This is a genomic window from Pseudomonas sp. FDAARGOS_380 (assembly GCF_002591235.1).
Classification (GTDB): domain Bacteria; phylum Pseudomonadota; class Gammaproteobacteria; order Pseudomonadales; family Pseudomonadaceae; genus Aquipseudomonas; species Aquipseudomonas salmasensis.
On record NZ_CP023969.1, the window covers coordinates 106,680 to 119,058 of the forward strand.

The following is a 12,379-nucleotide window of genomic DNA, read 5'->3' on the forward strand; positions in this document are numbered from 1 at the left end:
ATGCTTCAGGTCGCGACAGCTAAATTATTTACCCACCCTTCGCACACCAATCGCCTAAAAGGGGTGCTATACACCAATGTACATCTACCAAGTGACACAACTGTTGATACAGCAATAGGATCATTCACCCCCCTTGCGCACACCCAATACGGTAATGCACTTTTTTGGGATTTCACAGAGCATGTAGAGGGCACCGAATTTGGCCCTGGCGTTTTACATTCTAATGGTATTGACGCCTATATTGATGACTGTGCAAGCGTGTTGTCTTTCGCGCTAGATTGTATTTGCACGCCAAGCTCGTCCGTAGCTGATCGACTTATTAGAGCCGGGGCAATTAATCGGCGCGACACACCTCAACAGCTAATACCCAAAATATTTGATAAAGATAGATATATTAAACCTGAGGATCTCCCTAACTTTCAGAGTTTACTGAAAAGCATAATTGGTCTACCTCGCGTTAAGTTTCTAGGCGTTATGAAGGCAATCCGGACGTACGTTGCAGCACTTCACCGCCTTGAAGAGGATGTAAATCTCTCGTATACCCTCCTTGTCATGTCCATGGAGACTTTGGTTCAGGATTTCGACGGATATGAAAGCAGTTGGTCAGACATAGAGGATCGGAAGCGCCGACCGCTTGAAAAAGCTATGGAGGGCATAGAAAAAGCTCATGCAGATGCCATCAAGGATACCTTGATAAAAGTTGAACACGTGGCCGCTAACAAACGATTCAAGGCATTCATCCGTAGCCACATCAGAGATGTCCACTTCTCTGTCGAGCTCTCTGGCGAGCCATCGCCGGTAGGTAAAAGGGATTTCGAGGAAGCTCTGAATAATATCTACAATGTACGCTCTAAGTACGTGCATACTCTCAAGCCGCTTCCCAACGAATTTTTAGCTTTTTCAGGCTCCAGTGAGACAGTCCATATAGGTGGCGAGCTAATCTTGACTCTTCGTGGTTTAAGAAGGGTAGCAAAGTCAGTAATTCAGTCCTTTATAGAAAACCAAGAACAGATTGAGAAGGAACCTTACAATTACACTTGGGAAAGCCCCAATATAATTCAGGCAAAAATGTGTCCTAGCACGTGGATATCAAGAACGGATGGCCTTTCGAATGAGAGTTTTAGACTGTATTTTGAGGGATACATCTCACTTCTCGACCAATTCTTCACCAACCACCCAGATGGACAATTGTATGACGTTCGAAGGGTTCTAGAAATAGGATTAGCCAAACGCAGCCAACTTAAGCCTGAGCATCATCGGGCCCTCGTCGGCCTATATATTGCCTTTGCTTATTTCACCCATCCGACTCTTCACCCTGAAACCAAGCTTGAAAGCATTGATTACGAAGCTATAAACCTTCCTTCTATCGAGTCATTAATAATTCACACTGCGACGGGAGAAGTAACAGACTGGCCTATTGAAGAACATATAAGGCAGCATAATGCCTATTTCAAAAAACGACATAAGACGTCCGGAATCAAGGTACCTCCTAAATTAGAAGCATGTATGGATCTCGCGCTGGTTGAGCGATGGCGAGCATCAGGCGATCACGATAAGGCGTTTGAGACGCTCAATTGCGCAAGAATTAATAGTCCTGGGCTAATTGAGATACACAGTTTTAGCGACTCCTTCACTTCAGACTCAGCTATTAATTGGCTTAGAATCGTTTATCCATCGTTGAATAAACTACGTTCACAAAACACCTTGGACGAAAGCGGGCTCTAGAAGATAGGCACGCAATCAGGTCGCTCACATCGATAACCAATATAAACTGGGGCGATACAGCAGCGGCCAATCCTAGGAGCTTCACGATGCTTGCAACCGATGATCCATTCGAACGCGCAGAGCAATATCAGGCCCAACGAGGCGAATGGGTGGTTGGCGGGCTGGAAACCCAGGTTTTCTGGCCAAATAGGGCTCAGCTGATAACCTTTGAGGGGATAGAGTTTTTGCTGCAACCAGCTATATCCGAAGGGCAGCATCGGAGCCTCCCTGCAATCGCGCTTCGAGTTAATGGTCAAGACATGACTGTCAATGAAGGGCGAGCGGCAGTGATGCGCTTGGCGACTGCAATGGCCTGGCGTGAGGGTGCGAAAGTAGAGATAGTCATGTGGGGTGGTGGTAGCCATCCACATCGAGTAGGTATGCTTCGCAACAACGCCTTTACCGAGTTTTTTTCTGACGAGAACCTCCACTCCCCTCAAAGCGATGAAGCCCGCAAAGCGATGGCCTACTATCGTGAAGGGCTGTCACTCGGCAATCCCTTCTACTCGTTTCTCGGATTCTACAAAGCGTTTGCCCGCTCTCTGCCTGTTGGCCGAGAACGAGGGCCGTGGATCCAGCAGGCCCTCCCGGTATTAACGGACAGAGACTCAATCGCACGTCGTGATGAGTTGCAGGCTCTTGGGACTGACATTTCCGACTACCTAGCAACACAAGGCCGCCATGCTATCGCACATGCCGAACGCGACGATATCGTAGATCCTGATGACCCGGCTGATCACCAGCGGATTCACATGGACAAGCCACTGATGAGACATCTTGCTGAGCTCGCTATGGAGGAGCGTCTTGGGGTGCCAGCACGGTGGGCATATGAACGGGAGCACCTGTATGAGCTCGAAGGATTTCGTGCTCTGTTTGACCAGGAGCAGTTGGACAGCCTGAAGCAGGGTGAGCTCGCTCCGAACCGGCAATGCGAAATTCCTGATGACTTTTACGTACTCGCACGCAAAGGAAAGTCATGCGCTCCCCTTGGAAATATGCGCCTTATATCCGCTGGCATGGATGACGGGAAGGTAGGTGTTCGTCTGGAGTCGGCCAACGGTCGAGTGGCGTTTATTTTTTGGATGGATTTCAGAAACGAACGTTTGCTAATTGATCCTCTAGCGGGTTGTGGCTTACTAAATGAACGGCGTGATAGCAGAAGTGACATCCCGTCGGAGCTCTCTCTACAGGAGTTTAAATTCGCCTTGTACTGTTATGCGTCGGTGGAAATCTGGTCTTCAAACCTGCAACAGCGCTTAGGTAAATCAGAGCCTTTCATACTGGAGAATGCCATGCCAGACTTGTCTGGGCATCGGCAGATCATCGACGAGCTCAAGGCCGCCTTGGAGAGAATCCCCCCTGAAGAGGACTAACTCCGTGGAGGCGTTGAAGTTATTCGACTCCCTAAATGTAATCACCAGTTGCAGCAGATCCCCCCCGAGAATAGTAATTCTCGCGGAGGATTCGATGTCTCCCGGCTAAACTTAGCCAAGTTCAACTCTGTATAGTGATTAAACGGGTGCCAACCTAAGCGGCATCCTGCATTCATTTAATTTACTCTTGCTCAACCATAACTTCTGGAGCCCTACACTTGATCATTCGCACTTGCTTTATTCTGGATAAATGAAGGCCTTCAAGAAAATGATGATGACTACCAGCGCATTTTATCTCCTGGCATACCATTCTTGCTATAATTTTTTGCTTGCTTCCGAAGGGATTGATAATGTCCCCTAAGTTGTTTCACATACTCCACATCTACAATGGCACCTTGCGTTGCAGCTACAACCACCTCATACATCTGAAACAGGTCATGATTCACCGCATCATCAGTCAGCTCCGCTGGCACTAATCCTCCCTTCCTCAGAAAACTGTTGTATAGATCTAAAATTGAGGCAGTTTCACTGTCGGGGTGGTTACAGAAACGTCCGAACCCCCTAAGAAGGCAAGCGTAGCCCACCCATAGGCTCAGCATCTGTCTAGATGCATACTTCGGTTTTTTGTTGAATACAGGAAATCTAGCTTTTAATAGATCAGTGAATTGCTGATACCTAAAATCGTCATCTCTCTTGTTGAACTCCAAAAACGCAGAATTCTTAGTATCAATGTAGCGAAAATCAACCAATGCATTTGGAAACAGTGAAGCCGTCTCCGCGATTGCGCGTCGCCGAACAGCTATCTGACCCTCCGAAAGATTTGGATTTACGAGTTCTACCAAAACCATCTTACCTTCAGATTCTTTTCGAGCGACGGCGTCAAATCTCGAACTAATCCCCGGAAGCTGTGACTCTACCTCAATAACATATCCCTTACTTCTGTATTCACTTACTATCAAATCAAGCTGGTACCTTTCATACTCTTCCATTACCAAAAACTCCCATTATTATCGGCATAAGCTTCAACTTTAACGGCGGTCGCATGTTGCTTAGGCAGAGCGGAACCTGAAGGCGTAAGCCCCGCCCCATTAGCAATCATCAGCGCCCCTGCGATTTCAGACGCGAAACCGATAGGGACGACCAGGCTTGCGCTGGGTATTGGAGCAAAGCGTTCAGTGATGATCCGAGCTACTGTCTTATCGTTCTTAAGGATATGTGGAGCGAAACCATCAATGGTGTGCTTCAAACCATTATCAACATCTATATATTGCTGACTTATTGGAAAATAAAACACCTTTACGGTTACCGCTCCCTCGTAGGGAATTATCCCAGGGTACTTGATCGCTACAGCTCCTCGAGCCACATTCTCAACCAGTGCCTTCCATATGTTCTTCTTGTTGGAGGTCGAATTAACAGAAGACGGGTTACCTAAAACCGTAAACTCAATCGGGATCGTCATAATCTATTCCGGTCATACATACGTTGAAGGAGCCTTAGCAGTGAGCTTCACTATCGACTTCATTTGAACTTACAAAAATTTCAAGCTTCGTCGGCCTCTGCCTGAAAAATCTCAATCAGCTTCTGGTTATAGTCATCGAGATACATCTGGAGTCCATCACGATCAATTAACCGCACGCCCGCCGTAACGGCCAATTCTTTTGCAGACTTTGTGTAATAGGAGTTCGTGACTACCATAGCCTCGTCGCACCCGTAGAACGCTTTAGCAGAGATGGCTTGCTGCACAGCAGCATTGCCCACAGAGCCAGAGTAGTTCTTAGCCTGGATGACCATGTTTTTACCGAACCGGGTAACGAAAAGGTCGGCGCCTTGATCAGCCGTCTTCTTGGTCTCTTTGACGTCATAGCCAATGGTCTGGAAGATCTCAACCAGGAAGGCTTCAAACTGAAACCCATCCATAGCATCCACCAGGTACATGGTGATGAACTGATTCGGATTAAAATGCTCCAGCTGAGATCCCAGACGCTCGACGAGAATATCGAAATAAATCTCTTCGCAGAGGCTCAGGCCATTCCGGAAAACCTGTATCGGGAGGAGTGGCACACCAGATGTCGACGCCGCCTGGGGATTGAATTGCACATTGGGGAAAGCAACGTCATTTTCCCACAGGTAGTAATAGAACAAGGCCAAGTCAGACCTGAAGGTCGTTCCTGCCTCTTCAATCCAAGAACGTAAGGTGTCGGTAAGATCAGTCCGAATGTGGCGGGTCAATTCTGTGGAGAAGCCCAGATAGACAGAGTTGAAGGCGGTGGTCTGTAGCAGCTTGTCCAATAGGGATGGAAGACCTTCAAGTTCGTCAAAGCCTTTGCGAATCAAGACTTCCCTGAACAGCTCTCTCTCGCTGTACACACCATCCAACCGTGGGCCGGGTACCCCTGCGTCATCGCTGCTACCTGCGCGCTCCCGGGTGGTGTGAATGAAGTTCGTGAAGTACGGCTGCTTTAGCTCCGAGTATTTTCTCAATACGTTGTTCAGAAGATCGTTGAGCTGGGCTTGCTCCTTCTTCTTCCCGAAAAAGTCTTGAATCAAGCCTTTGGATCTGTATTGAAAGTCGGGATAAAACGAAGGATCCAGTGGCGTGAGGTGTCGCAACGTGAGCTCTGATGAAGGCGAAACCTGAGAGCCCATGCACCACGGGCATGCGATCTCGAAGGTAGTTCTGCTGCATCCATTGCATTGGTAAATCATCGCGTCGATTCCTTTCTTGAGTCATCGCGCGGTCTCGCGCTTATCTTGCAAGAGAACATAGCTCAGTGCCATCAGCTCGTCCATCGGGACTATCCAGAGTGACAGAACCGTGCTTGATCAAGTCCTGACGGTACTGATAAAAGCGCCCAATCACGGACACAGTGATCACAATAACACCTGCATCTACCTGGTTGACAATCACTAGAAAATGCACAAAAATGCCAGTTGACACTACTTAGAATTTGCACGCTTTTCGGAGAGTCAAATGCCAGAATTCCAGCATCCAAGCGAGATTGAGCCGAAGCTCAGCCGAGCCCATCTCGATGTCGTTTTCAATAACCTCTTGGACGCTGCGTATAAGGCACTAGAGGCTACTTCGACAGACGATGACACCAATTGGACACGAGGGGTTTTTCCGTATGGGCGCATCCATGGTCGCTTCATACGTCTTCAACGTGAGGGTGACCTTCCTTGGTTCCGACTCGTCAACAAAACACTGGATTACACAGTCAGCGTCAACGGGGTTTTGATGCAGTTCGTAACTGATGACCCTGACCTACGCAAGAAAGGGCATCGTTTACAAAAAAACCAAGTCGAGCGATATCACGACAGCCTTCTCGGGCCAGCCAACGATGGCAACCTCACTTGGCGGGTATACGTAGATAGTGATCGTAACCCTGATGGGCCGACCCTGACGGTCTCGATCTTGGGTTTCGACACGAACCGGAACGTTATCTGCAAATGGGTTCACAACTATGAGCCTTTGGTCTCGGTTCGCACGACCGCGCTTTCGCCAGTCGTTGAGATTGTTGACTCGCTGCCGATCCGTCGCGAGAAAGACGCCGCACAGACAGAAATGAAAGATACCGACTCGAAAGATGAATAACACAACAGGCTTCCTGCCTTTGGGTGATGAGTTTTCGCCCGACAAGCTCCGCCTCGCTAGGTGCGCGGCGGGGCGATCCCTTGCTGAGATTGGTGAGCTACTTGGCGTTACCAGGCAGTACGCGCACAAGCTTGAGGTCAACGCGATACCCTCCCCTAATCAACTGGAGCGGCTTTGCGAAGTCCTGAAGGTTGGGGAAAGCTTTTTCTTTGCCCCCCGAAAAAGTGGCGTCGAGCTAGAGCAATGCCATTTCCGGAGCGTCCGAACTTCGACTCTTACTCTCAAAAAAACCATCGCCGCTCAAGTTGAGATGTTCGAGTTGCTGGTTGATGAGCTGGACAAGGAGGTCGCATTTCCTGTCGTGGACTTCGCTGCCCTTGATGAACCTGTCACCGGTGCTGGGAAGATTGAGTTGGTAGCGGAGCGATTTCGCAGGGAACAAGGATTAGGCTTAGGGCCGCTATCAAGTGTGACAAAGCTCGCAGAGAAGATTGGCGTTTTGGTGGTCAACCTTGCAGACGCTGATGACCGAATTGATGCTTTTTCTCTGTTTAACAAACGTCCTTTAATCGTTCGCAATACATCCAAGGCCAACCCTGGAAGGCAACGGTTTGACCTGGCCCATGAGCTCGGCCATCTAGTCATGCATCAAGGGATCGAGACAGGGTGCCGTGAGACTGAGGAACAAGCCAACCAGTTCGCCAGCGCACTCCTGATGCCACGAGCAAGCTTCGCTGCGGAGTTTCCGACCATGAGAGGGAAGTACCTGAACTGGCCAGCGCTCAAGGAGCTAAAGCTTCGCTGGAAGGTGAGCTTCAAGGCATTAATCTATCGGGCTCGTGCATTGGATCTGCTAACTGCCGATCAAGCGAAGAGTGGCTTTACCTACCTAGCGCGTAAAGGGTTTACAAAAAGCGAAGAGTTTGACGATTTGATTCCGATGGAGTCCCCCCTCCTCGTTCAGCGCGCAATCGACTTACTGGACTACGCGACGTGGAATCGCGTGCTCGCTGCTGCCGGCTTGAGCACGGAGATGGTGAAGATTCAGTTCATGTTGAACGTACCTATCGCCCCTTTACGGTTAGTGAACAGCTGCCAACGCTAGGCTTAACAAAGCTAACCGTGGAGGCAAGCTTGCCATGAACAAGCCACTCTTCGACTTTGACCTCAAACGCGTCTCCCGAAAAAACTACATAACAGGGAAAGCCGCCATCAACTTCCCTCATCCTGGAAGCACCACCGGTGGATGGCATTTCCTTTCCTATTTTGATCGGGAGTCCGGCGTGGTCAAGGTGTCGTTAGCAGGTATCCATTATCCTGAAACCACTGGCTACTTTGGCGACCAGGGCATTATTGACGTGACCGATGAGCTAGCAAAGCGAGGATGGTCTGTTGAAGGACGGCAGCTGTTCATGGCCGATCACTACCGAGCCGCTGCGGACATGATCGTTAGATGGGCATTGAGTGAGTCCATCCACTGCAGTGTCGAGGTTGATGATTGGTTCTCCTCTAGAGCTGAAAAACAGCGACTGCGTGAGATTCTAGATACAGGAAGGTCAAAGCTTTCCGAGGTGGGCCGATGGCAAAAAGTGGAAGCGTGGCTAAGTGCGCAAACCTTCAGCTAGGATAGCGGCCTTGCGCGCCAGTCCTTCCGGATGTGCCCGTGCTCCATTAATAGCCAGAGCGTTCTGGTATCGTTGGAACACCAATCCATAGCTCACCGTCAGCCCTGAATTTCAGTAACGGATGGAACGCTGTGCGTCCCAGTCAGTGGGAGTATTCGATGAAGCATGTCAGGTTAATCCGACACGGAGAGAGTGCCGCGAACGCCGGTGAAGCCAGCCTAGATCACGCGAGCATCCCGCTCACGTCTAAGGGTGTCGAGCAAGCGCATCTAGTGGCCTCGTCATTCAGCCAAGCCCCAGATCTGATCATTGCCTCGCCGTTCTCCAGAGCCCGCGCAACAGCGACGGCGACCGTGGCTTTGTTCTCTTCCGTCCCGTTTGAAATCTGGCCCATTCACGAATTCACGTACCTTGAGCCTGCGCGATGTGCGAACACGACAGTTGCTCAACGGCGGGAGTGGGTAGACGCATATTGGTCTAAATCAGACCCTGCATTCGGAGACGGTGAAGGCGCCGAGTCGTTCTTGGACTTTGTATCTAGAGCTCAGGCGTTTCTGCATAAGCTTGCAGCGCATCCTGGCGACGATTTGGCTGTGTTCTCACACGGGCAATTCATCAATGCAGTGGCGTGGTTGATCGAGCGCAAGCCGCAGCAAATTGATGGTCGAGCTATGGCGGAATGGCGGGACTATGAAATCACTAATCATGTACCCAATTGTCGTGGCTACCTGCTAACCCTGCATCCAGACGACGCAACTTGGAAAGTGGTCAGTAGTTAAATCTTAACGCTAGTTGTAGATGCCTCGGGCATAGAAGGTCTCAGCGCTATATAAATGCCTTCCTCGCGTAAACAAGTGAGCTCGGCATGGAAAGTCAAAGCGGTCACTTCGAGTGGCCCCGTTCGGTCGCGACTGCTTGAAACGGTATGCTCTCTCGAGTTGCCAGACTGTTGGATAGGAGCAGGGTTCGTGCGCATTTCGATTTGGGATTATTTGCACGGGCGTGATTCGCTCCTGTCTCAACGGACGTTGACGTCATGACCCTAGAAGAATGATGTGAACGCGCCTTCACACCTAGAACCTGATTGGGGAAAACTCGAACAAGGTCTGCTGCCAAATGCACAGTGAGCTTGCTGGGGAGATGGCTAGTTGTTCCACAAGCGCTCCAAACGATGGATAATGTGCGCCCCACACGGATTGTGCGAATCGCTAGAATGACGAGAACGATTTCGGTAATTGGCAGCTTCAAGCAGCATAACCGCGAAATTCAAAGAACTTGCGAAATCTTCCGAAATATTGGCCTCCACGTCAATTCTCCGGAAAGCGCTGAAATCGTAGAAGAAGGCATTGATTTCGTGCGATTTCATACAGATCCTCAAGCTTGCTCAGACGCAGCTATCCAGTCTCTAGCGCTTCATCGCATACTGCGCTCCGACCTAGTATATGCAGTGCTTCCCTACGGGTACATTGGTAGAACAACGTGTTATGAGGTAGGGCGCATCCTGCAATCGAAGCGGCCAATCTATTTCAGCGAACGTCCAGGAGATTTCCCTGTGCACATCCCAGATGCCTTCGTCGTGGACGTCGCTCGCCTCAGCGCATTGCTTGAGCAAGACGATTGGAGCCCTGAATGGCTTTTCTCTGGTGTCAACAACGAGGAAGGAATTCTCGAGACTCGCCTTATAAATGGAGATTTTGTCGATGACTGAAATCACAATTAATTTGGCGAAAAGCAGAAAAGGTGTACGCGTCATTAAAATTAGACGCACTAAAATAAGGAAGCGCCAAATTGTGCTGATCGGGAGTATGAGTGTTTACTCTGAACTCTGCGCTTATGCCGAAGTCCTTAATAACGCAGGTATTCCTACAATTGTTCCTGAAGCAGAAAAGGATGCTTTAAATCAGTATTCGCTGCAAGATCTTGAGCAGTTCAAGCGCGAAGTTTCACACAAGCATATCAGGCAAGTCCGCCACCCAGAGACATGGGGCGTCCTCGCTGTAAATCTTGATCGCCATGGAATACTTAACTACGTCGGCCCTAACACTTTCGCGGAAATTGCAGTCGCATTTGCACAGTTCAAAAAGATCTACTTGATACAAAGCATACCACACGCGTATCTCGATGAACTTTCCGCATGGCAGGCCATACCACTCAAAGGTCGTTTAGATACTCTTATCGAAGACTACATGGAGGCGACACGGAGCCCTAGCAGACAACTGAAACTTTTTGAGTGATGCCACATGTCAGCCTTCATGAACTCAGTGCGTCTAAAAAGCTTATTCCTTCATTTCTTTGATGTGCACTTTCTCGAAGAAAAAGGAAAGATGTCGTTAAATCCTCACTTTCAGCGCGAGATGCGAATTGCCACAAGAATGGCAGTCGCCACTTCTGAGACAGTGTACATTCCAGCAGCCTCTTATTTTGAGTCTGGTTTTTGCCGTGTCATCCTTAGTGAGTTCGAGGAACTTATAGGCCTGGGGATGATAGTCCTACTAGGAAGTTCAACTAGCTTAGAAGATTATGTGCTTGAGCGACAAGATGAAGGTTTTTATCGGCCAGGTAGCGACCAGCATATCTGGTACAAGGCGCAATACGCACTCGAAAAACTCCCTACGTATATTCGCCGTGAGCGTAGCGCGACTAAAGATATTATTGACCATTGGCGATCCACAGTTGATGATCAAAGCTTGATCCGGCGCCTGCATGATGCCGCGCCTGAATTATCCTCTAGCCTAGAGAAGCGTCTCGACATAGTACCGAATGAGCTAGGGCGGTTAGCCTTCATCCCAGAGCACGTTTACGAAATCTTGGATTTGGCAGGTGCGCCAAGTCTGGTAAGAGCTAGGATTCGCGATGTCATAAATCAAGGGTACTTCGACAGCTACGCACGGGGGCTAGGTGCAGGTTTTATAACCGATCTGAGATATCTTTCAAGCACGTTCGAGCTTCCGTCTTATGGTACGAACCTGTCATATCCTAGTTTACAACGGCTGCTGCTGGAAAAGGATAAGTTGAAAGAGTTCTCAACATGTTCTCCGTTTTCACTCGGATCAATCATCGACGCTGTAGGCTGGCAAAATTCCGCATTACCGATCACCACACCTCCGGTTATCACTCCGGCCAACGCCACAATCTACTTACCAAATCAGCCCATTATGACTATATCTGCAGTCCCGCCCCTTGAAGTCCAATCATCTACTAAACCTCTAAAGATACTGTGCATAGCTGCTGCGCAGGTAGAGCTTAAAGCTCTGACGGTCAAGTTCGCCGATTTGTTTGAGTGCGAGCCCAAAACAAGATTTATTGGTCAGGATAAGCGCTACGCAGCGTCCAAATTCACCGACCCCAAAAACGGATCTGAGTGGTACGTTGCTACGCTGGCTCAACAGGGCAATGTTGAAGCATCCGGAGGGGTCGCTGCATTGTCTCACGCACTTAACCCTGATCTAATATTGATGGTCGGCATGTGCATGGGTATGCCTGGTCGTAGTTTGAAAATCGGTACCGTTGTAATTCCTTCTGAAGTGGTTGGCTTTGATCACGAGCGCTTCAAAAATGGTGAGACTCAACACAGGCCTCATTTTGGTATCGCCGCTAATGGCTTCCAACGAATTGCTCGAATTGTAGCCACGACCGACCGAGACTACGAGACAGTTGTCGACAAAGCTGTGGCTAGCGCGAGTGTGAAAATTGAGGATCCGGATGCTCCCTTGATCCAGGCTATTACAAAGGCATTCTCAGACGTCATCGCGTTCGATATGGAAAGCTTCGGTTTTTACAGAGGTGTGCCTGAAGGTAGTCAATCATTGTGGATCAAGGGAGTAGCGGACACAGGCGAACCTCAATCAAGTACGATGGATGGCCGCGACTCTAAACAAGTTGCTCAAAAAACAGCGACTTACAACGCTGGAGATTTTGCAGTGGAGGTAGTCCGAGCATGGCACGAGGCTACGACATCACAAGATTGATCTTGCTCAAAATCTCTGAACTGGGCAGCCGGCATAATGCCCAGCCCGACATTTGCC

Annotated in this window: 13 protein-coding genes; 10 read left to right on the forward strand and 3 right to left on the reverse strand. The window is 49.3% G+C overall.

The annotated features are described in order from the left end of the window. Positions 1 to 1,725: a hypothetical protein gene (locus tag CRN80_RS00500; protein ID WP_138183476.1), complete on the forward strand. Its 1,725-nt coding sequence runs from the start codon at positions 1 to 3 to the stop codon at positions 1,723 to 1,725. A gap of 86 nt (positions 1,726 to 1,811) precedes the next feature. Next, a complete protein-coding gene (mauJ, locus tag CRN80_RS00505; protein ID WP_178081009.1) occupies positions 1,812 to 3,137 on the forward strand; it encodes a methylamine utilization protein MauJ in 1,326 nt (441 codons plus the stop codon). A 278-nt stretch (positions 3,138 to 3,415) separates the two neighbouring features. On the opposite strand, the gene CRN80_RS00510 is transcribed toward mauJ, so the two are convergent. The 3 genes from CRN80_RS00510 to CRN80_RS00520 all read right to left on the reverse strand — a co-directional run bounded on the left by CRN80_RS00510 (position 3,416) and on the right by CRN80_RS00520 (position 5,843). Further along, positions 3,416 to 4,126, reverse strand: coding sequence for a hypothetical protein (locus CRN80_RS00510; RefSeq protein ID WP_098949301.1), 711 nt, complete (start codon positions 4,124 to 4,126; stop codon positions 3,416 to 3,418). Then, complete coding sequence (locus CRN80_RS00515; RefSeq protein ID WP_010218777.1) at positions 4,126 to 4,596, reverse strand: RusA family crossover junction endodeoxyribonuclease; 471 nt, start codon at positions 4,594 to 4,596, stop codon at positions 4,126 to 4,128. Before CRN80_RS00515 ends, CRN80_RS00510 begins: the two co-directional genes overlap by 1 nt. 80 nt (positions 4,597 to 4,676) lie before the next feature. After that, entirely contained in the window at positions 4,677 to 5,843 is a 1,167-nt protein-coding gene (locus CRN80_RS00520; protein WP_098949302.1) for a restriction endonuclease, read from the reverse strand. Between the two features lie 265 nt (positions 5,844 to 6,108). Here CRN80_RS00520 and CRN80_RS00525 point away from each other — a divergent pair, with 265 nt between their 5' ends. From CRN80_RS00525 to CRN80_RS00550, 8 genes are all read left to right on the forward strand, one after another. Continuing rightward, the gene (locus tag CRN80_RS00525) at positions 6,109 to 6,729 is read left to right on the forward strand and encodes a hypothetical protein (protein ID WP_010218781.1); all 621 of its coding nucleotides are present in this window, start codon (positions 6,109 to 6,111) and stop codon (positions 6,727 to 6,729) included. Further along, entirely contained in the window at positions 6,722 to 7,834 is a 1,113-nt protein-coding gene (locus CRN80_RS00530) for an XRE family transcriptional regulator (RefSeq protein ID WP_098949303.1), read from the forward strand. The genes CRN80_RS00525 and CRN80_RS00530 overlap by 8 nt, the downstream gene beginning before the upstream one ends. A gap of 34 nt (positions 7,835 to 7,868) precedes the next feature. Beyond that, positions 7,869 to 8,354 carry a hypothetical protein gene (locus CRN80_RS00535; protein ID WP_098949304.1) on the forward strand — a complete coding sequence of 162 codons (486 nt, stop codon included), beginning with the start codon at positions 7,869 to 7,871 and terminating at the stop codon, positions 8,352 to 8,354. Positions 8,355 to 8,512: 158 nt separating this feature from the next. Then, positions 8,513 to 9,133, forward strand: coding sequence for a histidine phosphatase family protein (locus CRN80_RS00540; RefSeq protein ID WP_098949305.1), 621 nt, complete (start codon positions 8,513 to 8,515; stop codon positions 9,131 to 9,133). A gap of 54 nt (positions 9,134 to 9,187) precedes the next feature. Continuing rightward, positions 9,188 to 9,394 carry a nucleotidyltransferase family protein gene (locus tag CRN80_RS30295; RefSeq protein WP_138183477.1) on the forward strand — a complete coding sequence of 69 codons (207 nt, stop codon included), beginning with the start codon at positions 9,188 to 9,190 and terminating at the stop codon, positions 9,392 to 9,394. A gap of 131 nt (positions 9,395 to 9,525) precedes the next feature. Further along, positions 9,526 to 10,062, forward strand: a complete 537-nt coding sequence (locus tag CRN80_RS30300) for a hypothetical protein (RefSeq protein ID WP_138183478.1) — start codon at positions 9,526 to 9,528, stop codon at positions 10,060 to 10,062. Further along, positions 10,055 to 10,588, forward strand: a complete 534-nt coding sequence (locus CRN80_RS00545; protein ID WP_098949306.1) for a hypothetical protein — start codon at positions 10,055 to 10,057, stop codon at positions 10,586 to 10,588. The genes CRN80_RS30300 and CRN80_RS00545 overlap by 8 nt, the downstream gene beginning before the upstream one ends. 6 nt (positions 10,589 to 10,594) lie before the next feature. Next, positions 10,595 to 12,322 carry a hypothetical protein gene (locus CRN80_RS00550; protein ID WP_098949307.1) on the forward strand — a complete coding sequence of 576 codons (1,728 nt, stop codon included), beginning with the start codon at positions 10,595 to 10,597 and terminating at the stop codon, positions 12,320 to 12,322. The last annotated feature ends 57 nt before the right edge of the window (positions 12,323 to 12,379 follow it).

Coding starts and splice junctions, on each gene's coding strand:
- CRN80_RS00500 (WP_138183476.1), top strand. CDS start 1: ATGCTTCAGGTCGCGACAGCTAAATTATTTACCCACCCTTCGCACACC.
- CRN80_RS00510 (WP_098949301.1), bottom strand. CDS start 4,126: ATGGAAGAGTATGAAAGGTACCAGCTTGATTTGATAGTAAGTGAATAC.
- CRN80_RS00515 (WP_010218777.1), bottom strand. CDS start 4,596: ATGACGATCCCGATTGAGTTTACGGTTTTAGGTAACCCGTCTTCTGTT.
- mauJ (WP_178081009.1), top strand. CDS start 1,812: ATGCTTGCAACCGATGATCCATTCGAACGCGCAGAGCAATATCAGGCC.
- CRN80_RS00535 (WP_098949304.1), top strand. CDS start 7,869: ATGAACAAGCCACTCTTCGACTTTGACCTCAAACGCGTCTCCCGAAAA.
- CRN80_RS00545 (WP_098949306.1), top strand. CDS start 10,055: ATGACTGAAATCACAATTAATTTGGCGAAAAGCAGAAAAGGTGTACGC.
- CRN80_RS30295 (WP_138183477.1), top strand. CDS start 9,188: ATGCCTTCCTCGCGTAAACAAGTGAGCTCGGCATGGAAAGTCAAAGCG.
- CRN80_RS00520 (WP_098949302.1), bottom strand. CDS start 5,843: ATGATTTACCAATGCAATGGATGCAGCAGAACTACCTTCGAGATCGCA.
- CRN80_RS00530 (WP_098949303.1), top strand. CDS start 6,722: ATGAATAACACAACAGGCTTCCTGCCTTTGGGTGATGAGTTTTCGCCC.
- CRN80_RS30300 (WP_138183478.1), top strand. CDS start 9,526: ATGGATAATGTGCGCCCCACACGGATTGTGCGAATCGCTAGAATGACG.
- CRN80_RS00540 (WP_098949305.1), top strand. CDS start 8,513: ATGAAGCATGTCAGGTTAATCCGACACGGAGAGAGTGCCGCGAACGCC.
- CRN80_RS00525 (WP_010218781.1), top strand. CDS start 6,109: ATGCCAGAATTCCAGCATCCAAGCGAGATTGAGCCGAAGCTCAGCCGA.
- CRN80_RS00550 (WP_098949307.1), top strand. CDS start 10,595: ATGTCAGCCTTCATGAACTCAGTGCGTCTAAAAAGCTTATTCCTTCAT.